Raw genomic sequence first — 23418 nt, 5'->3', positions numbered from 1 at the left:
GAGGACGTGTGGGTCATGGGACTGGACGACGACTCACGGGAATATCACAGACAAGACCCGCCCGGAAAAATCGAGATTGCGACGACGAAGCCGACGAATACGCAGCGCGACCTGAGCCTGGCGTACTCGCCGGGCGTGGCCGCGCCGTGTCTCGACATCGCGGAGGACGAAGACGCCGCCTACGAGTACACGGCGAAGGGCAACCTCGTCGGCGTCGTCTCGAACGGCTCCGCCGTCCTCGGGCTGGGGGACATCGGGGCGCAGGCGTCGAAGCCGGTGATGGAGGGCAAGGGCGTGCTGTTCAAGCGCTTCGCCGACATCGACGTGTTCGACGTCGAACTCGACATCGCCGACGTGGACGACTTCGTGGCGGCGACGAAGGCCATGGAGCCGACGTTCGGCGGCATCAATCTGGAGGACATCAAGGCCCCGGAGTGCTTCGAAATCGAACGACAGCTCCGTGAACAGATGGACATCCCCGTGTTCCACGACGACCAGCACGGCACGGCCATCATCTCCGGCGCGGCGCTTCTGAACGCCGCCGACATCGTGGACAAGGACCTCGACGACCTCGACATCGTCTTCTCCGGCGCGGGCGCGTCCGCGCTCGCGACGGCGCGGTTCTACGTCTCCCTCGGCGCGAAAAAGGAGAACATCACGATGTGCGACTCCTCGGGAATCATCACCGAGTCGCGCGTCGAAGCGGGCGACGTCAACAAGTACAAAGCCGAGTTCGCCAAGCCGGTCGACGAGGGCTCGCTCTCCGACGCCATGGAGGGTGCGGACGTTCTCGCGGGGCTCTCGGTCGGCGGCGTCGTCAGCCAGGAGATGGTGCGGTCGATGGCCGACAACCCCGTCATCTTCGCGATGGCCAACCCGGACCCCGAAATCACCTACGAGGACGCGAAAGAGGCCCGCGAGGACACCGTCATCATGGCGACCGGGCGCTCCGACTACCCGAACCAAGTCAACAACGTCCTCGGGTTCCCCTTCATCTTCCGCGGCGCGCTCGACGTGCGCGCGACCGAGATTAACGAGGCGATGAAGCGCGCGGCCGCCGAGGCGCTCGCCGAACTCGCCCGACAGGACGTGCCAGACGCGGTCGTGAAGGCCTACGGCGACCACCCGCTCCAGTTCGGTGCCGACTACGTCATTCCCAAGCCGCTCGACCCCCGCGTGCTGTTCGAAGTCGCACCCGCGGTCGCGCAGGCGGCGATGACCTCCGGCGCGGCTCGCAAGCGCCTCGACATGAACGCGTACCGCGAGCGCCTCGAAGCCCGGCTCGGGAAGTCCCGCGAGATGATGCGCGTCGTCCTCAACAAGGCGAAGTCGAACCCCAAGCGGGTCGCCCTCGCCGAGGGCTCCAACGAGAAGATGATTCGCGCCGCCTACCAGATGCAGGAGGAGGGAATCGCCGAGCCCATCCTCGTCGGGAAGACGACGACGATTCTGCGCAAGGCGGAGGAGTTGGGCCTCGACTTCGACCCGACCATCGCCAATCCCCGCGACGGCGAGTGGGACCACTACGTCGACCGCCTCTACGAGCTTCGCCAGCGCAAGGGAATCACGAAGTCCGAAGCGGAGGAACTCGTCCGCCGCGACTCGAACTACTTCGCCAGCGTCATGGTCGAGGTCGGCGACGCGGACGCGATGCTGACGGGGCTGACTCACCACTACCCCTCGGCGCTCCGCCCGCCGCTGCAGATTATCGGCACGGCCGACGACGCCAACTACGCGGCCGGCGTCTACATGATGACGTTCAAGAACCGCGTCGTCTTCTGCGCCGACACGACGGTCAACCTCGACCCCGACGAGGAGATTCTCGCGGAGATTACGAAGCACACGGCGGAGCTGGCCCGCCAGTTCAACGTCGAACCCCGCGCGGCGCTGCTCTCGTACTCCAACTTCGGGAGCGTCACGAACGAGGGGACGCGCAAGCCCCGCGACGCCGCGGCGCTCCTGCAGGACGACCCCGCCGTTGACTTCCCGGTCGACGGCGAGATGCAGGCCGACACCGCCCTCGTCGAGGACATCCTCGAAGGCACCTACGACTTCGCGGAGCTCGACGACCCCGCGAACCTGCTCGTCTTCCCGAACCTCGAAGCGGGTAACATCGGTTACAAGCTCCTCCAGCGCCTCGGCGGCGCGGAGGCCATCGGTCCGATGCTCGTCGGCATGGACAAGCCGGTCCACGTCCTCCAGCGCGGCGACGAAGTCAAAGACATCGTCAATCTGGCGGCGACGGCGGTCGTGGACGCGCAGGAAGAGTAACGGACCCGAGCGAAGCGAGGGATTTTTTGGTCCAGCTTTTTCCGGGGAGGGTGAGCGGAGCGAACCCGAACCGAAAAAAGCTGGTCGTTCGAGCTGGCGGCGACGGCGGTCGTGGACGCGCAGGAAGAAGAGTAACGTAACGCGCAGTCGGTCTTCGGATTTTTCGGCGAGTCGCTCACCCGAACTCGACCCACGCGACGGCGACGCCCAGTCCGACCGCGGGCGGGGCCGCGTAGAGCGCGAACGTCGTCGAGTCCGGCGGCGAGAAACACGCGGCGAAGGCGACGAGACAGAGGAGCGACAGCCCTCTCGTCCCGCCGGCGAGTCGACGAGAGAGCGCGCCGGCGCGGCGTAATCCGAGCAAGAGCGGAGCGACGGCCGCGCCGCCGCCGACCGCGGCCGGGAAGAACAGTTCGAGTTCGAGCGCCGACTGGCGGGAGTCGGCCGTAACGCGGCCCCACTCGACCAGGAGGTCGAAGAGCGCGGGCGCGACCTGACGCGCGGCGGCGGTTCCGACGAGGAACCCCGCGGCGGCGAGCGCGAACCAGCCCCACGCGGCGCGGATATCGACTGCGGGGTCGCGCTGGGCGAGAAACACGAGCGAAGCGCCGGCGGCGAGGAGGCCGGCGAGCACGCCCAGTTCGAGGCGAACGAGCAAGGCCGGGCCGCCGGCGGTAACGACATCCGTCGAAACACCGGCGGTCGGTGAGACGCCGGCGGCCGGTGACAGGATTCCGGGGTCGCGGACGGCGGCGAAGACGAAACCGGCCGTCGAGAGGCCGGTGGCGACGAGTCGGCGTGCGTGGCGTCTCGCGGCCGCGCCGAGCGGCGAGAGTCCGCGTCGCCGCGGGTCGAACGTGTCGACGGTCTCCGCGGAGTCCATGCGATAGCGTCGTCGCTCCGCGTTGTCAACTTTTTGACGAAGTAGTGACCGGCCGTCGACGAGGCGACGGCCCGATGAGACGGCTCGCGCTCGGCGGCCCACCCGACGGAGGCGGGGGCGAACGCGGTCGCCGTCGACGCCTCGCGCTCAGTCGCTCGCGCGTCCCTCGAACCGCGAGGGCGGGAGATAGCTCACGTCCGTGCCGGAGTCCGTGTCGAACTCCGGTGGGTCGGGGAGCACGCAGCGGTCGGGCCGCCGGTTGACGTGTTCGTACTCCCCCGGCGCGTTCGCCAGCGGGTGCGCGGGGTTCTCGCGGCTGTCGATTCGCGCGGCGCGAAGCTCTTTGAACCCGGCGATGCGGGCCTGAATCCCCCGCCAGTGGTGTTCGCTGCCGGCGGGAACGACGATGCGCTTCGGCGACTTCCAGTCGGGATGGTCGCCGGCGAGCACCGCGTTGTTGACGTTCGCGGCGAGGTCGTCGTGGTCGACGAGGACGCCGACGCGAGCGCCCGGCGGCGCGCGATTGGCGAGCACGTCCAGTCCGAGGTGGAGCGCGCGATACTCCGAGACGTTGTTGTTCGGCGGCACGTCTGGGAGCGCGATACGGGCGACTCGCTCGCCGTCGCGGGTCTCTATCACCGCACCGAGTCCGCCGCCGTTCGGGCGGTACGACCCGTCCGTCGCGACGTAGAAGTGTCGTTGGTGCGTGCGCGGCGGGTGTGCGATGTGAGGCGTCGGCGACTCGTCGAACAAGTCCCGAAGTGTGGGACGGCCGGTCACGGCCATACGAATCGTTCGGCGATAGTCCCTAATAAACGTACCCCGTGTTCGGGGGGTGATGACTCGGGAGCATAACTGCGCACAATATATGGGCAGAACGCTATGCGGGAGCCGAATCACAGGCAATGGATATAAGAACGACCGACGCAATCTACCTTCGATGGCTGATACCAATTCACACATTAGTCGACGGTCGTACATTAAGTTGGCAGGCGGCGCGGCGGCGTCGGCGGCGCTCGCGGGCTGTTCCGGCGGCGGCGGCGAGGAGACCGAGACCACCGAAACGACGACGACCGGCGGCGAGGAGACCGAGACCACCGAAACGACGACGACCGAGGACAGCGGCTCGTTCGACGTGACCATCACGCAGGGCCAGATGCCCTCCGGCCTCGACCCGCACGACCACCGCGAGACGACGACCGACATCGTCGTCCTCCACGCGTACGAGGGCGTCCTGACCCGCGACGCGGCGGGGTCGATTCAGACCGCACTGGGGACGAACTACGAGCGCATCGACGGGGAGAACGCGGTCCGGTTCGACCTCCGCGAGGACGTCACGTTCCACAACGGCGACGAACTCACCCCCGAGGACGTCGCGTACAGCATCAACCGCGTCGTCGACGAGGAGGTGAGCTTCGCCAGTCCGCAGAGCGACCAACTCGCCGGCGTCGCCGGCGCGGAAGTCATCGAGGGCGAGAACGCCGTCAAGGTCAACAACTCCTCGCTCAACCCCATCGTGTTCTCCGAGTTCGCGACCTACCTCGACGTGATGCAGCAGTCGTGGGTCGAGGAGAACGACAAGGCGTACATCGGTCAGAACATGAACGGTACCGGACCGTTCCAACTCGATTCGTACACCGAAGACGAGGAGGTCGTCCTCACGGCGTACGAGGACTACTGGCAGGAGCCCGCGGCGGTCGACACCCTCACCTTCCGCGCGGCGTCCGAGGCCAGCACTCGCGTCAACCAACTCCTGCAGGGCGAGACCGACCTCATCGTCAACGTCCCGCCCCAGGAGGTCCAGCGCGTCACCAACTCCGACAACGCGCGCGTCGCCGCGGCCCCGTCGACCCGCATCATCTACAACGGGATGCGCTACGACGTCGAACCGTTCGACTCGGTCGAGTTCCGGCAGGCGATGAACTACGCCATCGACCTCGAGAGCATCGTCCAGAACGTCCTCGGCGGCTTCGGCGCGCAGACGGGCCAGCCGACGCTCCCCGAGTTCGTCGGCCACAACCCCGACCTCGACCCGTACCCGTACGACCCGGACCAGGCGGAGCAGTTGGTCGAAGAGTCCGGCTACGCCGGCGCGGAGATCGAACTCAACACGCCGGTCGGCCGCTACCTGAAGGACCTCGAAATCGCGCAGGCGGTCGCGGGCTACATCGACGAGCTACCGAACGTCACGGCGACGGTTCGCCAGCGCGACTTCGGGTCGCTCGTGGACGAACTGCTCGCGGGCAGCATCGAGGCCCGCCCGCCGTGGTTCCTCATCGGCTGGGGCGAGGCGACGTTCGACGGCGGCCTCGTCATGGAGGCGCTTCTCGCCTCCGACGGGACGCTCACGACGTGGCAAAACGAGGAGTTCGACGCGCTGCTCGAACAGGCCGGCAACCAGTCCGGCGAGGAGCGCGAGGCGACCCTCCAGGAGGCGAACGCGATGGCCCACGAGCAGTGCCCGTGGATATTCCTGAACCAGCAGTACAGCGTCTACGGCGTCAACGACGCCATCGCCTGGGAGGCCCGCTCCGACGAGCGCATCGACGCGTACGCGATGAGCCAGCAGTAGTCGATGTCGCTGTCGAGGTTCCTCATCAAACGCTCGCTCCAGGGGCTGTTCGTCATCTGGGGGGTCATTACGGTCGTCTTCGGCCTCCGGTTCATCTCGCCGGGGGACCCGGCGAACGTGCTGTTACCGCCCGATGTCGACCCGGAGGTAAGGGCGCAGGTCATCGCCGAACTCGGGCTGAACGAGCCCCTGTACGTGCAGTACTGGCAGTTCGTCTCGGGCATCCCGTTCGGCGACCTCGGCCTGTCGCTCGTGACCCGAACGCCGGTCGCGGCGCGCGTCGTCGCGAAGCTCCCGGCGACGCTGGAACTCGCCATCGCGGCGACCGTCGTCGCCGTCGTCATCGCGATTCCGCTCGGCGTCCTGTCGGCCACGCGGCGTCACCAGCCCGCGGACTACGGCGCGACCGTGTTCTCACTGGTCGGCATCAGCACGCCCAACTTCTGGCTCGGGGTGATGCTCATCCTCGTGCTCGCGGTCCAGTTGAACCTGTTCCCGACGAGCCAGCGCCCCATCGGCCTCGACGGCATCGCGATGCTTCTCGTCGGCGGTGAGGCGGGCGCGGCGATACGTGGCTTCGTGACGTGGCTGTGGCACATCACACTGCCAGCAATCACGCTCGGGACCTACTTCACCGCGCTCATCACGCGACTCACCCGCAGCGGGATGCTCGACCAGCTCGGGCAGACGTACGTCCGCGCGTCGCGGGCGAAGGGGCTTCCGGAGACCCTGGTCCGCTACAAACACGCGCTTCGGAACACGCTCATTCCGGTCATCACCGTCATCGGCCTCCAGCTCGGCACGCTCATCGGCGGGGCCGTCATCACGGAGGCCGTCTTCGCGTGGCCGGGGCTCGGGACGCTCATCATCAACAGCATCAACGCCCGCGACTGGCCGGTCTTACAGGGCTCGCTCATCGTCGTCGCGGTCGGGTTCGTCCTCGTGAACATCCTCGTCGACGCCCTGTACGCCTACGTCAACCCGCAGGTGGCCTACGATTAACGCTCTATGATATCGGAACGCACACGCAGAAACCTTCGTCGGGAACTCAGACGGAGTCTCCTCGCGAAGCTCGGCATCGTCGTCGTCATCCTCATGGTGGCGATGGCCGTCTTCGCCCCGTTTATCTCCCCGTATAGCCCGTCTCAACAGAGTCTCGATAACTCCCGACAGCCGCCGCTCGGCTTCAGCACCAAAGAGACGAAAGAGGTGACGAAGATGGAAGACGGGAGCGTCGTCATCGAGGACGGTCAGGTCGTCACCGAGACGCAGACCGTCTACACGAACGCGACGGCCGCCCATCCGCTCGGCACCGACGGCAATGGGCGGGACATCCTCTCGCGCATCATCTACGGCGCGAGAACGTCCATCCTCGTCGGGTTGTTCGGCACGTCGCTCGCGGCGCTCATCGGCGTCCTCGTCGGGCTGTCAGCGGGGTTCTACCGCGGTCGCGTGGACGACCTCCTGATGCGGAGCGCGGACATCATGCTCGCGTTCCCCTCGCTCGTGCTCGCGATCGCCCTCGTCGGCGTCTGGGGGCAGGCCCAAGCGCCCATCCCCGACCCCTTCGTCGCCACCGGACTCGCCCCGGCGTTCCGCTCGGCGGTCGGGTTACCGACGGGAATGCCCGAGACGGTCGTCCTCCCGGGGACGGTCATCGTCGTCGTCGCGCTCGTCAACTGGGTGTGGTTCGCCCGCGTCGCCCGCGGCGAAGCGCTCTCCATCCGCGAGGAGGAGTACGTGAAGGCCGCGAAGGCCCTCGGCGCGAGCGACGGGCGGACGATGCTCAGACACGTCCTTCCCAACGCCATCACGCCCATCCTCGTGTTGGCGACGATTCAGGTGGCCGCCATCATCCTGCTCGAATCGGCGCTGTCGTTCCTCGGCTTCTCCGGCGCCGACGTGTCGTGGGGCTTCGACATCGCCCTCGGCCGGCAGTACCAGTCCACCGCGTGGTGGATTTCGACGATGCCCGGCCTCGCCATCGTGGTGACGGTCATCGGGCTGAACCTCGTCGGCGACTGGCTCAGAGACGCGCTCGACCCCGGCATCGAAGGGGAGGGGGGCGTCTGAGATGGCCGACACGATTCTCAGCGTCCGCGACCTCTCCACTCGGTTTTTCACCGAGGAGGGGCAGGTCAACGCGGTCGAGAGCGTCTCGTTCGACGTCGAAGACGGCGAGATATTCGGCATCGTCGGCGAGTCCGGGTCCGGTAAGTCCGTGACCGCGCTCTCGGTCATCGACCTCATCGAATCGCCCGGCCGCGTGACCCAAGGCGAGATATGGTACCGCAACGCCGACCTCGCCGAGGAGTTCCGCGGGTCGAAGCCCGAGGCCGTCGACGGCGACCTCGTGGACATCCGGCGGCTCCCGAAGGGCGTCCGGCGGTCGCTCCGCGGCCCGTCGTTCAGCATGGTGTTTCAGGACCCGATGAGCAGTTTCAACCCCTCGATAACCGTCGGCGAGCAGATAGCCGAGGCGGTCGAGGTCCAGCGCCGCGCCCGGTCGAACCCGCGAAGCACGCGCTCGCGGACGCAGGGTTACGGTCTCGGTTCGCTCCTCGTGGACTCGCTTCTCCCCTCGAAGAGCTACGTCGACGACGAGAGCATGGACCGCGCGGTCGAACTGCTCGACCAGGTCGGCATCCCCGACCCCGAGGACCGCGCCGAGGAGTACCCTCACCAGTTCTCCGGCGGGATGCTCCAGCGGGCGATGATTGCCCAGGCGCTCGCCGGCGAACCGGACATCCTCATCGCCGACGAGCCGACCACCGCGCTCGACGTGACCATCCAAGCCCAGATTCTCAACCTGCTTCGCGACCTGCAGGAACAGGAGGGGATGAGCATCCTGATGATTACCCACGACTTGGGCGTCATCGCCCGGATGTGCGACCGCGTCGGCGTCATGTACGCCGGGGAAGTCGTCGAGCGCGGCCCGCTCGCCGACATCTTCGACAACCCCGTCCACCCGTACACGCAGGGACTGTTGGGGTCGATTCCGGACGTTGACGACCCCTCGGGTCGCCTCGAACCCATCTCGGGCAACGTGCCGAGCCTGCTCGACTCGGAGATGCCCGACGCGTGTTACTTCGCCGACCGGTGTCCCAAAGCCATGACCGACTGTCTGACCCGCATCCCCGAGTACGAACTGGACGGCCGACACAGCGTCAGGTGCGTCCTCGCCGAACAGGAGTACGACCCCGCGGACGCCGTCGATTCGGCCGACGCGGCCGATGCGGTCGACCGAGAGGTGAACGCCGATGACTGAGCCGCTCCTCGCGGTTCGGGACCTCCAGAAGTACTACTTCGAGCAGGACTCGTTCGTCGACAGCCTCCTCGGGCGCGACCCGACGAGCGTGAAGGCCGTCGACGGCATCTCCTTCGAGGTCGAACGCGGCGAGACGCTCGGCCTCGTCGGCGAGTCCGGGTGCGGGAAGTCCACGACCGGCGAGACGCTGCTCCGACTGCGCGAGGCGACCGGCGGCGCGGTCACCTTCGACGGGGCGAACGTCTTCGAGATGGACGACGACGAACTCAAGGCGTTCCGCAGGGACGCCCAAATCGTCTTCCAAGACCCGTTTTCCAGTCTCGACCCGCGAATGACCGTCGGCGACATCGTCGCCGAACCGCTGAAGATTCACGGGATTCCCGAGTCCGCCGACGGCGAGTCGAAACGCGAGTGGCGGCGCGACAAGGTCGCCGACCTGTTGGAGCGGGTCGGCCTCTCGGCGAACCACCTCGACCGCTACCCCCACGAGTTCTCCGGCGGCCAGCGCCAGCGTATCGGTATCGCCCGCGCGCTCGCGCTCGAACCGGACTTCATCGTGCTCGACGAGCCGGTGTCGGCGCTCGACGTGTCCGTGCAGGCGCAGGTGCTGAACCTGCTCGACGACCTCCAATCGGAGTTCGGGCTGACGTACCTCTTTATCGCCCACGACCTTTCTGTCGTCCGCCACATCTGCGACCGCGTCGCCGTGATGTACCTCGGCAACGTGGTCGAACTCGGCCCGACAGACGAGCTGTTCGAGTCGCCGAAACACCCCTACACGAAGGCGCTGTTGGAGAGCGTTCCCCGACCCTCCACGGCCGAACACGGCCGGCGGGTCGAGGCGCTGTCGGGCGACGTGCCGTCGCCGCGAAACCCGCCGTCGGGCTGTCGCTTCCGGACGCGGTGCCCGCAGGTCATCCCCCCTGACGACCTCGACATCGAACAGGGGACCTACCGCTCCGTGATGGACCTCCGCGACGCCCTGGCGGTCGGCGACGTCAACCCGGACCACATCTGGGACGCCGCCGACCCCGACCGAGCGGACACGGAAGCGTTCATCGAGGAGGCCCGCGCGCGACACGTCGACGCCGAACTCCGCGGCGAGGTCGCGGGCGTCGTCGACACGGCGCTCGGCCACCTCGCCGAGGGCGAGGCCGACCGCGCCGGCGAGACGCTTCGGGAACGCTTCGAGAGCCCCTGTGAGACGCGTCGCCCCGCCGTCGGCGAGGCGCCGCACCCCGCGGCGTGTCACCTCTACGAGGGCTCCGACGAGGTGACCGTCATCGAGACGAACGCCGGCGCGGCCGCCGAGGCCGACGACTGAGCGACGACGGACGACCGGTGTGTTGGCGGTGGCCGGTGGGCGGTTCTCGCCCCGCGGCACCGGCGAAACCACCCCGTAACGAAACGTTCAGGCCCCCACCGGGCGCACCATCGCTGTGACACGGTACCGAAACCTCGGTCTGTTCGTCGTCCTCGCCGCCGTCTGGGGGTCCGCGTTCATGGCTATCAAAGCCGGACTCGAGTTCTTTCCGCCGGTGCTTTTCGCCGCTCTCCGGTACGACGTGGCGGGGGTGGTGATGCTCGCCTACGCGCTGTACGCCACCGACTCGCCGCTTCCGCGCGGCAGGGCCGAGTGGACGGAAGTCGCCATCGGCGCGGTCTTCCTCATCGCCGCCTACCACGCGCTCTTGTTCATCGGCGAGACCGACCCGGGCGTGACGAGCGCCGCCGCCGCGGTCATCGTGAGTCTCAGCCCGGTGCTCACCACTGGATTCGCGCGGCTCTTGCTCCCGAGCGAGCGGCTCACCGCGCTCGGCGTCGTCGGCCTCCTCCTCGGCCTCGTCGGCGTCGCGGTGCTCTCGGGGCTCGACCCGAGCAACCTCCTCGCCGGCGGCACGGTCGCGAAGCTCCTCATCTTCGGCGCGGCCGCCGCCTTCGCCCTCGGGTCGGTGCTGACCCGCCGGGTCGACTCCGAGCTGTCCATCGAGACGATGGAGGCGTGGTCGATGCTCCTCGGGGCGGGACTGATGCACGTCGCGTCCGTCGCACTCGGCGAGCGTCTCGGCTCGGTCGTCTTCAACGTCCAGTCCGTCGCCGCGCTCGGGTACCTCTCGCTCGCGGCGAGCGCGCTCGGCTTCCTCATCTACTTCGACCTGCTCGACCGCCTCGGCCCCATCGAAATCAACCTCGTCTCGTACGTCGCGCCCGTCTTCGCGGCGCTTTCGGGGTGGGCGTTCCTGAGCGAAGTTCCGACCCCGTCGACGGTCGGCGGGTTCGCGCTCATCTTCCTCGGGTTCCTCCTCCTGAAGCGCGGGGCGATTCGGCGCGAACTCCGCTATCGGTTCGGCGACGGCGTCCGCGCGACCGACTGAAAAGCGCGGCTACGCGTCCGCCCGCTCGACCGAGTCCACTTCGCCGACCATCCTCCACCCGTTTTCACCGGGTCGCTGTTGACCGACGACGACAGCGTCGTTGTCCTCGGTCGTCGCGAACCGGTAGACCGCGTCGTCGCCGTCGCGTCGGCCCTCGGCCTGAAACTCCGTCTGGAAGAACTCCGCGCTCTCCAGCGTGAACGTGCCGTCTATCTCCTCGCCGACGGTGAGGTGCATGGCGTTCGGGTGGATGTTGTACATGCGCTTTGCGACGCGATTGAGGTCTGGCATCGCATCGACAGTCGCGCCGGCGGGCTAAATCCCTGCTCCCTGCGGGACGATGCCGGTCGAAGCGTCGCCCGCCCGACGGTCCACACGGGGGCCACCGAGCGCACCGAGGACCGAGTCCGCTCGGTCGAACCGTGGAAATTCAGGATTCGACGACTGTTCAAGAACGCTTGACTGTTGTGTGAATAAAAGAGTTAGCGGCGTTTGTGAAGTATTAGAACGCCGCTCGTTGGTCCGTGAAATTTCACGTTTACCGAATAGTCTCAAGTAAACGAGTATGAAACGAACGGAATTCTCGCACGTAATTATGACCCCTCCACTCCATGTTGTGCTCGTAGGTGCCCCCCAACCAATGTCGAACTCCCCATCCACGGTCCCCCGCGAACGCCTCTCCCAACTCCGTGAGGTCGTAACGGAAGAACAACCGCTCCGCCTCGGCTTCGAACTCGTCGCCGCACCGCTTCGGTTCGTCGGCTTCTGGGCCGCGGTCGCCCTCCCGTTCCTGTATGTGCCCCTGCTCTTCGGCGGCCTCGAAGCGAGCGAATTCACCGTCTTCGGAGCGCTTCTCGCGCTCAACGCGCTCGCGCTCGTGCTCGGGCACAACTACGCCCGGTCGTAGTCGCCCGGTCGCGCCGACACGCCTGTCCGTAATCGTGCGTGCGTTGCCTGACACGGCGAATCAAACAGACGCGGTGTTCTCCCTCCACTTCCCGCTTTCCACCTCTCACTTTCCACCTCTCGCTTTCCACCTCTCGCTTTCCACCTCCCGCTCTCCGTTTCTCGACCTCGCGAGCGCTCGCCACGCGCCTCCATCGAGGTTCTCGCCCGCTCCTCAGACGCTCGATGCGCCGACCTGCCACGGCCTCAGGTTTCTCATCTTCGACCATCGTGAATCGAGTGGCTTTACCGCGGTCCGGTCTTCGGATTCGGTATGTCGCTCGCGATGGTTCCACTAGGACGGACCGGAACGACGGTCTCCGAACTCGCGTTCGGGACGTGGCGGTTCGGTCGACAGGCCGACGACGGCGAGGTCGAGGTCGGCCGCGACCGCGCCCACGAGTTGCTCGACGCTTACGCCGCCGCCGGCGGGAACTTCATCGACACCGCCGACATGTACGGCGACGGCGCGAGCGAGACGTACATCGGCGAGTGGCTCGAAGCGCGCGACCGCGAGGACTTCGTCGTCGCGTCCAAGGTTTTCTGGCCCACGCGGGAAGACGCCAACGGCCGCGGGCTCAACCGGAAACACCTCCGCCGCCAGATGGACCGCATCCTCGACCGGCTCGGCACCGACTACGTCGACCTGCTGTACATCCACCGGTGGGACGACGAGACGCCGGTCGAGGAGTTCATGCGGACGCTCGACGGGTTCGTCCGCGACGGGAAGGTGAACTACCTCGGCACCTCGACGCTCGAACCCAACGCCTGGAAGGTCGTCAAGGCGAACGAACTCGCCGACAAGCGCGGCTACGAGCCGTTTAAAATCGCCCAACCGCGGTACAACGCCGTCAACCGCGAGATAGAGGGGAACTACCTCGACATGTGCGCCGACTACGACATCGGCGTCGTGCCGTGGTCGCCGCTGGCTGGCGGCTTTCTCACGGGCAAGTACGCCCGCGACGAGCGCCCGCCTGCGGACTCTCGCGCGGCGAACGACCAGCGGTTCGCCGACTCCTACCTCACGCCGTCGAACTTCGACGCGCTCGAGGTTATCGAGGGGGTCGCCGAGGCGGTCGGCGCGTCGCCCGCACAGGTCAGCCTCGCGTGGCTCATGCACCACCCGCAGGTCACCGCGCCGATTATCGGGGCACGAACCGTCGACCAGCTCGGCGAGAACGTCGTGGCCGCGGACATCGAGCTCACGAACGAGCAGTTCAAACGCATCTCGACCGCCAAGCGCCACCTGTCCGCGTAACGAGTTCGAACGCGCCTTCGAACCGTCAGGTGTAGGTGTCGCCGGTGGGTACCGTCGCGTATGACCGACGACGCGTTCGACGCCGACGCCTACGTCTCCGAACTCCGGGCGAAACGCGAGGAGAAAGACGACTTCTTCGGGTCGCATCCTCAGTCGCCGATTCCGCCGGAAGAACGGGACGACTTCGACGGCCTCGACTACTTCGACCCCGACCCCGACTACCGGGTGACCGCGTCGGTCGAGACGCACGACGACCCCGAGCCGGTGACGATGGACACCTCGACCGACGGCGAGGTCCGGTATCTCCGCGTCGCCACGTTCCACTTCGAACTCCGCGACGCCGAACTGACCCTCGGCGCGTATCGTCAGGAACACGACGACTCGCCGACGCTGTTCGTCCCCTTCCGCGACAAGACGACGGGTCAGCAGACCTACAACGGCGGTCGCTACATGGAACTCACGCCCGACGCGCCCCTCGACGAGTTGGACGAAGTCGTCGTGGACTTCAACCTCGCGTACAACCCGTTTTGCGCGTTCACCGACACCTTCGAGTGTCCGCTTCCCCCCGAGGAGAACTGGCTCGACGTAGTCGTCCCCGCCGGGGAGCGAGACTACGAGTAACCGGCGAAGCAAAAGCGCAAGTTCCATATCGGACGCTTCCGGAGAGACGGACATGGGACTGCTCAGTTCGAAGCAAGCCGTCATCGGGATGGCGCTGATGATCGTCGGGACGCTCGCGATGCTGCCGGGAATGCTGCCGAACGCCGCACAGGTGATGTCCTACGCGCTCGCCGTCGGTGCCGGCGCGCTCACGCTCGGGACGTGGCTGGTCGGCACGTCCGAGGGCGGCCGTCCGGTCTGAGTCCGGCACTCGCCCGTCGTACCGACTAAAACCGTCTTTTCTCGTGAGAGCACGTTTCGTTCGCCGCAGCCGTGGTAGCGACGCGTTCCGTGGTCGTGCCAGCCGCAACGCTACGCAGTCAGGCGGTCCGAAGAAAACGTTGCCGCGAAGGTTGTGTCGCGTTTAGGCGTCGGGGCCGGACCACTTCTGGAGCGTGGCGGAGTTACTGCCACTCTCGGAGGTCCAGACGATGCGGAACGTTGCGCTGTCGAAGGTGCTGTTTCCGACTTGGACGGACGTTCCCGCAGTCACGTCGTCAGAGACGCCCATGTCTGCGAAGGACTTGCTAGTGTTGGCCGTGCTGAGGCTCCCGTCTGATGCAACCGTTTGGAACGATGTATCGGCGGTCAGGTTGACGTTTTCAGCGTCAATTGCCGTCCCGCTGTCGTGGGTGACGGTGAGGTTATCTAGCGACGACCCATCCTGATAGTCGAAGCTGAAACTCGCCTGTGGGGCGGTGTCGCCGACTTGGTCGCCGAGACCGAGGACGAACGTGCCGATGACGGCCGCGAGGATAACGGTAATCGCGACCATGAGGATAACACCGATAACCGGTGATACCGCGTCGTCCTCAGCGAGGAGTTGTTTGAAGTTCATCTATCCGTTGTAGGTCCATTTCTGAAGGGTGGACGACGTACTCCCACTCTCGGAGGTCCACACGACGCGGACAGTATCACCGTCGCTGAAACCACCACTCTTGTTTACAACTGCTGAGCCACCAGCAGTAATTGGATCAGAACCTGCGTAAGAAGTCCAGGCATTACCAGGGCTGTCAAAGTCACCCGTCACAGTGACTTGATTCGCCGGAATCTGCTCACCGCTCTCGTGGGTAATCGTCAGCGCACTAGACCCGTCGTAATCGAAACTAAAACTCGCCTGCGGGGACGTCTCGCTCACTTGGTCGCCGAGACCGAGGACGAAGGTACCAATAACGGCCGCGAGGATGACTGTAATTGCCACCATCAGGATAACCCCGATGACGGGACTGACTGCACGGTCTTCCGTGAAGAGATGTTTGAGTTGCATGCGTTGTGTCCGACACCCGGGACGGTATCGCTCGCCGAAGACGCCGGTGCGCACGCGTTCATCGCTGCGCAACCGTCATCCCTGCCCGGCACCCGTCGCGGTGTGTCCAACCGACTCGTATCCCCGGGGTAACTTAAATGTACGTGCCAGATTAATGGATGGTTTCTCGAAACAATTCGGGCATTAATATAGTGTTTATATGTCGTTTAAGAGGGTGATGGTACTCCGTCGTCGAATCAGTTTAAAGAATGTCTGACACGTTCCCGGTCGTTCTTCTCCACTACTCGGTATGGCTGTCGGCTGGTGACGATAAACGTACCAAAAAATGTGTCTTTCGCACGTACGCGTGGAGTCCCATAGTACACGCGAGGGACGTACGTCCGCAGACGCGGTCGACAATCCAAATCTGTGAGAAGTGCCGACGTCGAGTGGCTTCGACAGCCAAGGCTCGACGAATAGTTATCGAGAACGAGTACGCCCCCGGCGAACCGGGGACGCCGTTCCTACCCAAGGTGGCGTGCGCACGCGCTAGATATATTTTCAACAGACGTACATATGCTTTGTGGGGTAGAATCGGGTTTCGAGGCCTGTGTGACACGATTGGTAACGTTTCAGAAACCATTCAATCACACAAAGTATTTACCGCGAACGGTCAACAGAGCAAACTGTACCCCTGCCCACGGAGGCATCTGTGAGTACCTCGCCTCGGCCCGGGTTCTGCCCGGCTTGGTTCCGTCCGAGGGCCGACGAAAACGATGTCCCCGACTGCAACACCATCAACAATGACACGAAATAAGCAAATCCGCGCGGTACTCCTCGCTGCGCTGATGGTCTTCTCGGTTTTCGCCGGGTCCATCGCGTTTACGGGTAGTGCTGCTGCTGCCGCTACTTCCATCAACACCACGACGGTGAGTGGAAGCAGCGCAACTGTCGACGTCACGGTTGACGCCACGGCTGGTGACAACAACACCACCGTCTGGATCGACCTTGACGACGACGGTACACTCGACTCTGGCGAACCGGTCGCAACTAACGACTCCTATACCGCGGGCTCGGCCATGGACGTTCTCGTCAGTGGCCTCGACGTCTCTGACCTGACGCCCGGTCAGTACGAGCTGGCCGCGGCTGAGACCGCCGGCGCTCCCGTCACGGGCACGACGTCCGAAGACGTGAGCTCCACGGTCACAGTCACGAACAACGACGAGCCTGAGCTCATCTCCGCCGTCCACTACAACGACGGCAGCAACGACCTCCTCGAACTCTCGTTCAACGAGGAAGTTGACAACTACGCTGGCAACATCGAAGTGTACCAGGACGGCGAAGAGGTCACCTCCGCGGTTGTCTCCTCTGGTCCGACCCAGAACAACCCCGGTCAGCTCGTCATCCAGACGAACGACCTCTACACCGGTGACATCGTCGTGAACCTCGAAGGTGTCGAAGACACCGAGGGCAACGAGCTCGAAGAGGGTCTCGACGACGACTACAACTCGACGGTCACCGTCGCGACGGTCACGGTCACGGACGACGGCGCTGTCTCCGTCACCGACGCCTACAAGGGCGAGACCGTTGCAGCGACGAGCGGTAACCTCGGCACGGCTGTCGAAGTCGAATCTGACGACAGTCAGGACGACGTCGAGAGCTTCTTCCGCTCCGGTTCGACCGGCTCGACCTCCGCGGTCTACACGTTCGACACGTCCAACCGCGAACTCCAGCGCTACAACATCACCATCGGTACCGGCCTCGACGAGAAGATTCAGGTCCGTGACCTCGGTCTCGAGGTCTCCATCGACGACCTGAACGTCACCGACGAGGACCTCATCGAAGGTACGGTCAACGCGAACTCCGACCGCGAGAACGTCAAGATCGCTCTCCTCGACGACGACGGCGACGAAGTCGACGACGGGAGCATGACTGTCAACCTCAACGGTCAGGGTGAATACGACTTCGAGTTCAACGCGAGCGAACTCGACCTCGACACCGGCGACTACACGGTCGAAGTGACCGACACGGCCTCCGGTGTCTCCGTCGAATCCGACACCATCACCGTGGAAGACGCCGGTGAGGGCTCCGCCGACTTCGGCGAGTCCGTCATCACCGAGCAGCGCGGCGACGTTGTCTCCATCCCGGTGACCGTCGAAAACACTGACACCGCAACGGTCTCCATCGGTAGCTGGGAGCAGGGCTACGCCGCTAACGTCACCGTCGAAGACGGTAACGACGACGGCGAAGTCATCCTCCTCTGGGACTCCTCGAAGTCCACCGCCACCGGTAACAACAACCCGAGCAGCGTCTTCGACGTCGAAGACGGCGACGATGACGTCCTGTCTGGTAACGACGGCGTGGCCGAAGTCGGCCTCGCGACCAGCAACCTCATCGACGCTGGCGACTACGACCTCGAAGTCCGCACGGGCAGCGCAGTCTCTGACAGCGAGAACGTCGCGACCCTCGTCCTCGAGGAAGGCGGCGTCTCCGCGGTCCGCACGTGGACCGCTCCGGCCGGCGAGTCGCTGACGGACCTCGACGAGGTCTCCGAGGCGCTCGAGAACGGCAACATCACTGAAGACAGCCAGATCGCGTTCGAAGACCAGGTTGTCGTCCAGATCGAGGCCTCCGGTCTCGAGGGCACGACGGGTGCCCAGGACGACGAGACGCCTAACTTCTTCGCGACCGGCAACGGTTACGACGACTCCTACCGTCTGACGATCAACCAGACGAACCCCGACCCGAACCGCGACCCGAAGATCCTCGACGTCGCTAACGCCTCTGTTGTCGCAGACGGCGACAACGACACGTACTTCGTCGTGTTCGACTCGGACGAAATTGACGCGTACCGCGACGAGAACGACGACGGTGTTCTCCAGTCCTCTGAGAAGACCTCCGGTAACGCTGTCGACGTCGACGACGACGACTCGTTCAACGTCCAGTTCAAGATGATCGAGGAAGACGAGGTCTCTTCCTCCAACCTTGCGCTCGTTGACGACAACTCGTCGCAGACTGACTCCTACGAGCACGTCGAAGCCGAACACACGTTCGACGCTGACCCGGTCAACGTGACGAACGCTGCGGACCAGATGATCTCTGGCTCCTCGAACGTCGCGCCCGGTACGGAACTCACGCTCCGCGTTGAGTCCGACGGTGACACGCAGCCGCGCTTCCTGAAGACCGCTACGGTCTACGTCCAGGCAGACGGCTCGTTCTCCGGTAGCTTCGACTTCTCCGAGCAGAGCGTCGGCGACACGTTCACCGTGACGGCTGACGGTGGCGTCGCGTCCGACGAGGAAGTCGACGGCAACGTCGTCGAGTCCGTGGAAACCTCCACCACGACGGCTGAGGACACCACGACGACGGCTGACACCACGACGACCGCAGACACGACGACCACGACTGCGGCTACGACGACCACCGCCGCCACCACGACGGCTGACGAGACGACCACCACGTCGTCCCAGACGCCCGGCTTCGGTGTCGTTGTCGCCCTCGTCGCGCTCGTCGCCGCTGCGCTCCTCGCGGTCCGCCGCGACAACTAACGATAGCTAACCACCGGGACCCTTCCCGGCGTTTTTCCTTTCTTTCGACGCTGACCCGACAGCCGCAGCACTCGCGTCGACAGTCGTCACGCACTCAAACGGCGAGTAACGTCGCGACGTGCAGCCCTCGAAGGTAGAAAGCTAAAGCTAGTGGCGACGACTCCGCTTGACGACCAGACGACGTACAGAACCGAGACGCACGGTCGTACCGAGGTGGTTCTTGTCCTTCCCAGTCGCTGTGCGTGGTTTGTGGGTTCGTCGAAGGCCAGTCTTCGCGTTCCGTCGGCGACGTGCGGAGAACGAATTGCACCGGGTGGCGGCCGGTCGACCGCCGTGAGTGAGCCGAGACCGATGGCAGTCGTGACCGACTACGTGGGCCGACGCGCTCGCAGTTCACGACGTGCCGTACTACGCAGTCGAGGGAACGGTCGAGTGACTGCGTCTCTCGTCTCGTCGGTCGATACATCTCGTCTCGAACAGCGTCGGGTCACCGGAGCGATACGAGCGCGGGCTCCACAGTCGCACTCTATCTCACTCTATCTCACCACATCTCTCCCGCCGTCGACGGGCGGTCCATCCGGAGGGAGCGATGGCTGTCCCCGAGAGATGAGGGTACTGTGCGAGCGATAGAGTCCACGATTGGCGTGTCTCTCCCGCCGGCCTCGACGACACCTTCGCGTCGAACACGCCAACGAGACTGGACAGTGCAGACTCGTGGGGTCGAGGAGCGCAAAAGAAAAGAGCGGAAATCGAGTGACGGACGAGACGGCGACGGCGGGAGTTACCGTCTCGCGTTCAGCACTCGGACCAGCCGCAGTTCTGGCAGGTCTTACAGCCTTCGGAGTAGTAGAGGTCCATCTCGCCGCACTCGGGACACTCGGGGCTCTCGCCCGCCGCGAGCAGGTCCGCAACGGCGTCGGAACTGCCACCGGGGCCGTCGTCGACGGCGACGCCGCCGTCGGTGTCCGCGTCCTCGGCCGCGGCGGCCTCGGCTTCGACCTCGGTCAGGTTCTGCTGTTGCGGGTAACCCTTGTCGATGTCGCCGTCGAGATACCGGCGCATCGCGGTGCCGATGGCGTCCGGGATGGAGTTAATCTGCTCGCCTTTGTCCCAGGCGACCTTCGGGCTCCGGATACCCTTCAGTTCGTTCGCGATCTCCTCGGGGTCGACGCCCGAGCGGAGCGACGTGGAGACGGTCTTGGCGAGCGCCTCGGTGAAGGACGCGGTGAAGCCGCCGGAGTTACCGATGTTGGCGAACAGCTCGAACGGCTCGCCGTGTTCGTCCTCGTTGATGTTGACGTAGAGCTTCCCGTAGCCGGTGTCGATGCGCTGGGTGACGCCGTACAGCACGTCCGGACGGGGGCGCTTCTTGCCGACGTCGCTCGGCGAATCGGCGAAGGCGAGTTCGAGTTCGCTGCCGATGAGGTCCGAGACCTCCTCGGATTCGAGGAACGCCTCCACGTCGCCGAACACGTCGCGAATCTGCGAGACGATGGCCTCTGCGGCCTCCTCGTCGTCGGAGAACTCGGTGTTCTTCGCGCGCGTGGTGAGCACCTGCTTCGAGCGGGTGCCGTCGCGGTAGACGGTGACGCCCTTGCCGCCGTGGTCGTAGATGTAGCGGTAGACCTCGTCCATGTCCTCCTTCGACGCGCTGTTCGGGAAGTTACAGGTCTTCGAGATGGCGGAGTCGACGCCGCTCTGGAGGGCGCACTGGACGCCCGCGTGCTCGATACCCGCGAGGTCGGAGGTCACGACGAACAGCTCGGAGATGGCGTCCGGGACGGTCGACAGCGAGGAGACGCCGTCGAACTCGTTGTTGGCCATCTGCTCTTGGGCCTCGCGCTTGACGGCCTCGACGTCGATGTCGTTGGCCTCCAGCACGCGGAGGAAGTAGTCGTCGAACTCGACGAGCATCTCGTCGCCCTGCACGTCGTCGGAGACGTTCTTGTAGTAGGCGACGTTGTAGATGGGCTCACAGCCGCCGGTGGTGTTCGACACCATCGACGTGGTACCCGTCGGGGCGATGGTCGTCGTGTTGTGGTTGCGGATGGGGTAGCCGTCTTCCCAGTCGTCGGCGGACTCGCCGGTGTGGTGTTCGAACCACTCGCGGTACTCGGTCGGGTTCGCGTACTTCGAGTCCTCCCACGCCTCGAACGGGCCGCGTTCTTCGGCGAGTTCGTGGGACGCCCGCTTGGACCCGTGGTTGATGTGGGTCATGAGCTGTTGGGCGATTTCGTTGCCCTCGTCGGAGCCGTAGCGGACGCCGAGCTGGATGTACATCTGGGCGAGTCCCATGATGCCGAGCCCGATTTTACGGAGTTCGCGGACCTTCTCCTCGATCTTCTCGACCGGGAAGTCCGACATCGTGACGACGTTTTCGAGGAAGCGCGTGCCGTTGTCGATGCGGTGGTCGAACTCCTCCCAGTCGACGGCGTCTTCCAGGAAGGCGTCCGTCGCGGCCTCAAGCGAGTCGTACTCGTCGCCGTGGGCGTCGTACCAGACGCGCCAGTCGGGCGAGTCCTCCGCGACGAGCGTCGAGAGGTTGATGTGGCCGAGGTTACACGCCTCGTACTCCTCGAGCGGCTGTTCGCCGCAGGGGTTGGTCGCGAGGATGCGGTGGTCGGGATGTTTCTCGACGTCGAAGGAGTGCTGCTTGTTTGCGCGCTCGAGGTAGACGACACCGGGTTCGCCGTTCTCCCACGCGCCCTCGATAATCTGGTTCCAGAGTTTCTTCGCGGGGACCGAGAGGACCTCGCCGACCTCGACGTGCTCGCCGAGACCGAACATGTCGTAGATTTCCTTCGTCTGGGGCGTGGCGACGTGCGGCTCTTCGGTGCGGGGGTTCGTGAAGACGAACTCCTCGTCGTTGTACAGCGCCTCCATGAAGCCGTCGGTGATACCGACCGAGATATTGAAGTTCGAGAGGTGGCCTTCGACGGCGTTACGGAGGTGCTTGGGGACGCGACCGTCCTCGTCGATGAGTTCGCGCGCCTCGTCGAGCGCGTCGACGAACTTGGTGTGGGTGAAGTCGTCGGGGTCGTTCAGGCGGAGCGTGTGCGCGAGCGAGACGTCCTTGTTCTTCGCGTGGAGGAACTGGATGACGTCGGGGTGGCTGACGCGCATGACGCCCATCTGCGCGCCGCGGCGCGCGCCGCCCTGCGCGATGGTCTCGCACATCTGGTCGAACGTCCGCATGAACGTGATGGGGCCGGAGGCGATGCCGCCGGTCGAACCGACCGCGTCGCCGTAGGGGCGGAGCTTCCAGAAGGCGTAGCCCATGCCGCCGCCGGACTGGAACACCTCGGCGGCCTCCTTGGCCGTCTGGTGGATGTCCGTGATGTCGTCGCCGGGCGAGTCGACGAAACAGGCCGAAAGCTGCTGAAGCTCGTCGCCGGCGTTCATCAGCGTCGGCGAGTTCGGCATGAACGAGAGCTGTCCCATCATCTCTTCGAACGTCTCGCGCTTCTCGACGACGACCTCGCGGACGCCCTCCGGAAGTTCGGGGACGAGGGTTTCGTAGGCGAACTTGTTGACGTTGTAGACCGAAAGCGTCGTCTCGGCCTCGTCGTCGTCGGCCGTGACGCCCTTGCCGAAGACCTCCTCGGCGAGTTCGTCGCGGCGCGGGTGGTCCGGCTTGATGAGGTCGGGAGTGACCGTGATTTCGATGTCGCGCTGTTCGGCCTCGAAGACGGCCTCGGCGAGCGCGATGTTCTTCGCGACGCGGGGGAACAGGTCCTCCTGCGTCTCGACGAGGTCGCCGTCGGCGTCCTTGCGGAGGTAACGGGCGGGGAGAATATTGTTGTAGGCGTTGCCCGTCATCCGTTCTTCGAGGGTCTCGCCTTCGGTCCGCTTGACCGGAAGCACGATTTCGTCCGTCGAGAGGTTCGCGTCGCTCATCTTACTGTTCCTCCCGCCCGAGCCGCGTTCGGGCGAGGTCGCGTCGATAGTGTCCGGAAATTCCGCTCATTGGTGACGATATTGGTGTGTGTTGCGTGGTTGGTTAAGGGCTTCGAACTCGGAGGTTCGACCGCCGAACGTATCATAATTAGTGCAATTACGTCGGCGGCCGACGACCGGGTCCGAAGTGCACGGATTCATAGAACGGACGGAAGCCACATAACCGTAGTTAGAGCGGAGCGGAAGTGAAATCTCGGCGGAGAAAATCGACAGACGTAACGGTGATATCCAGTAGAACGTGAGGGGGGAGACGAGCCGTCTGAATCGGTCACATGGTGAACAGTGCCGCATCACCGGAGAGGATATAAAGGGAGGCCGGACAGTCGACATTCAGATAAATATCAGAATTCGTATGTTCAAATCACCCAACCGCTCAGGGGTGCCGAAATCGGTCGTTTCGACGGCGGAATCGCACCGGAACCGCGAGACGAGACC

18 protein-coding genes are annotated in these 23418 nt (G+C 65.1%); 12 read left to right on the top strand and 6 right to left on the bottom strand.

What is annotated here, in order from left to right:
• The first annotated feature begins 15 nt into the window (after nucleotides 1–15).
• Nucleotides 16–2271 (top strand): NADP-dependent malic enzyme, encoded by a 2256-nt coding sequence (locus C454_RS10110; protein WP_004975197.1) that lies wholly within the window; start codon nucleotides 16–18, stop codon nucleotides 2269–2271.
• Nucleotides 2272–2446: 175 nt separating this feature from the next.
• Here C454_RS10110 and C454_RS10105 read toward each other — a convergent pair whose 3' ends face one another.
• Nucleotides 2447–3154 (bottom strand): twin-arginine translocase subunit TatC, encoded by a 708-nt coding sequence (locus C454_RS10105; RefSeq protein WP_004975195.1) that lies wholly within the window; start codon nucleotides 3152–3154, stop codon nucleotides 2447–2449.
• A gap of 147 nt (nucleotides 3155–3301) precedes the next feature.
• On the bottom strand, nucleotides 3302–3940 hold the full coding sequence (locus tag C454_RS10100; RefSeq protein WP_004975191.1) for a ribonuclease H family protein: 639 nt from the start codon (nucleotides 3938–3940) through the stop codon (nucleotides 3302–3304).
• A 199-nt stretch (nucleotides 3941–4139) separates the two neighbouring features.
• On the opposite strand from C454_RS10100, the gene C454_RS10095 reads away from it, so the two are divergent.
• The 6 genes from C454_RS10095 (at nucleotide 4140) to C454_RS10070 (ending at nucleotide 11369) form a co-directional block, all read left to right on the top strand.
• Nucleotides 4140–5726 carry an ABC transporter substrate-binding protein gene (locus C454_RS10095; RefSeq protein WP_004975189.1) on the top strand — a complete coding sequence of 529 codons (1587 nt, stop codon included), beginning with the start codon at nucleotides 4140–4142 and terminating at the stop codon, nucleotides 5724–5726.
• Between the two features lie 3 nt (nucleotides 5727–5729).
• Entirely contained in the window at nucleotides 5730–6728 is a 999-nt protein-coding gene (locus tag C454_RS10090; RefSeq protein ID WP_004975185.1) for an ABC transporter permease, read from the top strand.
• A gap of 6 nt (nucleotides 6729–6734) precedes the next feature.
• Nucleotides 6735–7799 carry an ABC transporter permease gene (locus C454_RS10085; protein ID WP_004975183.1) on the top strand — a complete coding sequence of 355 codons (1065 nt, stop codon included), beginning with the start codon at nucleotides 6735–6737 and terminating at the stop codon, nucleotides 7797–7799.
• Between the two features lies 1 nt (nucleotide 7800).
• Entirely contained in the window at nucleotides 7801–8994 is a 1194-nt protein-coding gene (locus C454_RS10080; RefSeq protein WP_004975181.1) for an ABC transporter ATP-binding protein, read from the top strand.
• Nucleotides 8987–10318, top strand: coding sequence for an ABC transporter ATP-binding protein (locus tag C454_RS10075; RefSeq protein WP_004975177.1), 1332 nt, complete (start codon nucleotides 8987–8989; stop codon nucleotides 10316–10318). The genes C454_RS10080 and C454_RS10075 overlap by 8 nt, the downstream gene beginning before the upstream one ends.
• Before the next feature lie 115 nt (nucleotides 10319–10433).
• Nucleotides 10434–11369, top strand: coding sequence for a DMT family transporter (locus tag C454_RS10070; protein ID WP_004975175.1), 936 nt, complete (start codon nucleotides 10434–10436; stop codon nucleotides 11367–11369).
• Nucleotides 11370–11378: 9 nt separating this feature from the next.
• Here the strand turns inward: C454_RS10070 and C454_RS10065 are convergent, their stop codons facing one another.
• Nucleotides 11379–11660 carry a hypothetical protein gene (locus C454_RS10065; RefSeq protein WP_004975172.1) on the bottom strand — a complete coding sequence of 94 codons (282 nt, stop codon included), beginning with the start codon at nucleotides 11658–11660 and terminating at the stop codon, nucleotides 11379–11381.
• Nucleotides 11661–12009: 349 nt separating this feature from the next.
• On the opposite strand from C454_RS10065, the gene C454_RS10060 reads away from it, so the two are divergent.
• The 4 genes from C454_RS10060 (at nucleotide 12010) to C454_RS10045 (ending at nucleotide 14434) form a co-directional block, all read left to right on the top strand.
• A complete protein-coding gene (locus tag C454_RS10060; protein WP_004975169.1) occupies nucleotides 12010–12276 on the top strand; it encodes a hypothetical protein in 267 nt (88 codons plus the stop codon).
• 312 nt (nucleotides 12277–12588) lie between these two features.
• Entirely contained in the window at nucleotides 12589–13572 is a 984-nt protein-coding gene (locus C454_RS10055; RefSeq protein ID WP_004975166.1) for an aldo/keto reductase, read from the top strand.
• Between the two features lie 60 nt (nucleotides 13573–13632).
• Nucleotides 13633–14193, top strand: coding sequence for a DUF1684 domain-containing protein (locus C454_RS10050; RefSeq protein ID WP_004975163.1), 561 nt, complete (start codon nucleotides 13633–13635; stop codon nucleotides 14191–14193).
• 52 nt (nucleotides 14194–14245) lie between these two features.
• Nucleotides 14246–14434 (top strand): hypothetical protein, encoded by a 189-nt coding sequence (locus C454_RS10045; protein ID WP_004975161.1) that lies wholly within the window; start codon nucleotides 14246–14248, stop codon nucleotides 14432–14434.
• Nucleotides 14435–14596: 162 nt separating this feature from the next.
• Here C454_RS10045 and C454_RS10040 read toward each other — a convergent pair whose 3' ends face one another.
• A complete protein-coding gene (locus tag C454_RS10040) occupies nucleotides 14597–15070 on the bottom strand; it encodes a type IV pilin (RefSeq protein ID WP_004975157.1) in 474 nt (157 codons plus the stop codon).
• Nucleotides 15071–15499: a type IV pilin gene (locus C454_RS10035; protein WP_004975154.1), complete on the bottom strand. Its 429-nt coding sequence runs from the start codon at nucleotides 15497–15499 to the stop codon at nucleotides 15071–15073.
• A 782-nt stretch (nucleotides 15500–16281) separates the two neighbouring features.
• Here C454_RS10035 and C454_RS10030 point away from each other — a divergent pair.
• Nucleotides 16282–19026, top strand: coding sequence for a BGTF surface domain-containing protein (locus C454_RS10030; RefSeq protein WP_049905079.1), 2745 nt, complete (start codon nucleotides 16282–16284; stop codon nucleotides 19024–19026).
• Nucleotides 19027–19821: 795 nt separating this feature from the next.
• Here the strand turns inward: C454_RS10030 and C454_RS10025 are convergent.
• Nucleotides 19822–22923 carry an adenosylcobalamin-dependent ribonucleoside-diphosphate reductase gene (locus tag C454_RS10025; protein WP_004975147.1) on the bottom strand — a complete coding sequence of 1034 codons (3102 nt, stop codon included), beginning with the start codon at nucleotides 22921–22923 and terminating at the stop codon, nucleotides 19822–19824.
• Between the last annotated feature and the right edge of the window lie 495 nt (nucleotides 22924–23418).

Source organism: Haloferax gibbonsii ATCC 33959 (genome assembly GCF_000336775.1).
GTDB lineage: Archaea > Halobacteriota > Halobacteria > Halobacteriales > Haloferacaceae > Haloferax > Haloferax gibbonsii.
Note: the sequence above shows the minus strand (reverse complement) of the source record. Positions and strands in the feature narration are given on the sequence as shown.

Excerpts from the sequence above, each read along its gene's own strand:
- C454_RS10110 (WP_004975197.1), top strand. The coding sequence starts at position 16 with ATGGGACTGGACGACGACTCACGGGAATATCACAGACAAGACCCGCCC.
- C454_RS10105 (WP_004975195.1), bottom strand. The coding sequence starts at position 3,154 with ATGGACTCCGCGGAGACCGTCGACACGTTCGACCCGCGGCGACGCGGA.
- C454_RS10100 (WP_004975191.1), bottom strand. The coding sequence starts at position 3,940 with ATGGCCGTGACCGGCCGTCCCACACTTCGGGACTTGTTCGACGAGTCG.
- C454_RS10090 (WP_004975185.1), top strand. The coding sequence starts at position 5,730 with ATGTCGCTGTCGAGGTTCCTCATCAAACGCTCGCTCCAGGGGCTGTTC.
- C454_RS10085 (WP_004975183.1), top strand. The coding sequence starts at position 6,735 with ATGATATCGGAACGCACACGCAGAAACCTTCGTCGGGAACTCAGACGG.
- C454_RS10080 (WP_004975181.1), top strand. The coding sequence starts at position 7,801 with ATGGCCGACACGATTCTCAGCGTCCGCGACCTCTCCACTCGGTTTTTC.
- C454_RS10075 (WP_004975177.1), top strand. The coding sequence starts at position 8,987 with ATGACTGAGCCGCTCCTCGCGGTTCGGGACCTCCAGAAGTACTACTTC.
- C454_RS10065 (WP_004975172.1), bottom strand. The coding sequence starts at position 11,660 with ATGCCAGACCTCAATCGCGTCGCAAAGCGCATGTACAACATCCACCCG.
- C454_RS10060 (WP_004975169.1), top strand. The coding sequence starts at position 12,010 with ATGTCGAACTCCCCATCCACGGTCCCCCGCGAACGCCTCTCCCAACTC.
- C454_RS10055 (WP_004975166.1), top strand. The coding sequence starts at position 12,589 with ATGTCGCTCGCGATGGTTCCACTAGGACGGACCGGAACGACGGTCTCC.
- C454_RS10050 (WP_004975163.1), top strand. The coding sequence starts at position 13,633 with ATGACCGACGACGCGTTCGACGCCGACGCCTACGTCTCCGAACTCCGG.
- C454_RS10045 (WP_004975161.1), top strand. The coding sequence starts at position 14,246 with ATGGGACTGCTCAGTTCGAAGCAAGCCGTCATCGGGATGGCGCTGATG.
- C454_RS10040 (WP_004975157.1), bottom strand. The coding sequence starts at position 15,070 with ATGAACTTCAAACAACTCCTCGCTGAGGACGACGCGGTATCACCGGTT.
- C454_RS10035 (WP_004975154.1), bottom strand. The coding sequence starts at position 15,499 with ATGCAACTCAAACATCTCTTCACGGAAGACCGTGCAGTCAGTCCCGTC.
- C454_RS10030 (WP_049905079.1), top strand. The coding sequence starts at position 16,282 with ATGACACGAAATAAGCAAATCCGCGCGGTACTCCTCGCTGCGCTGATG.
- C454_RS10025 (WP_004975147.1), bottom strand. The coding sequence starts at position 22,923 with ATGAGCGACGCGAACCTCTCGACGGACGAAATCGTGCTTCCGGTCAAG.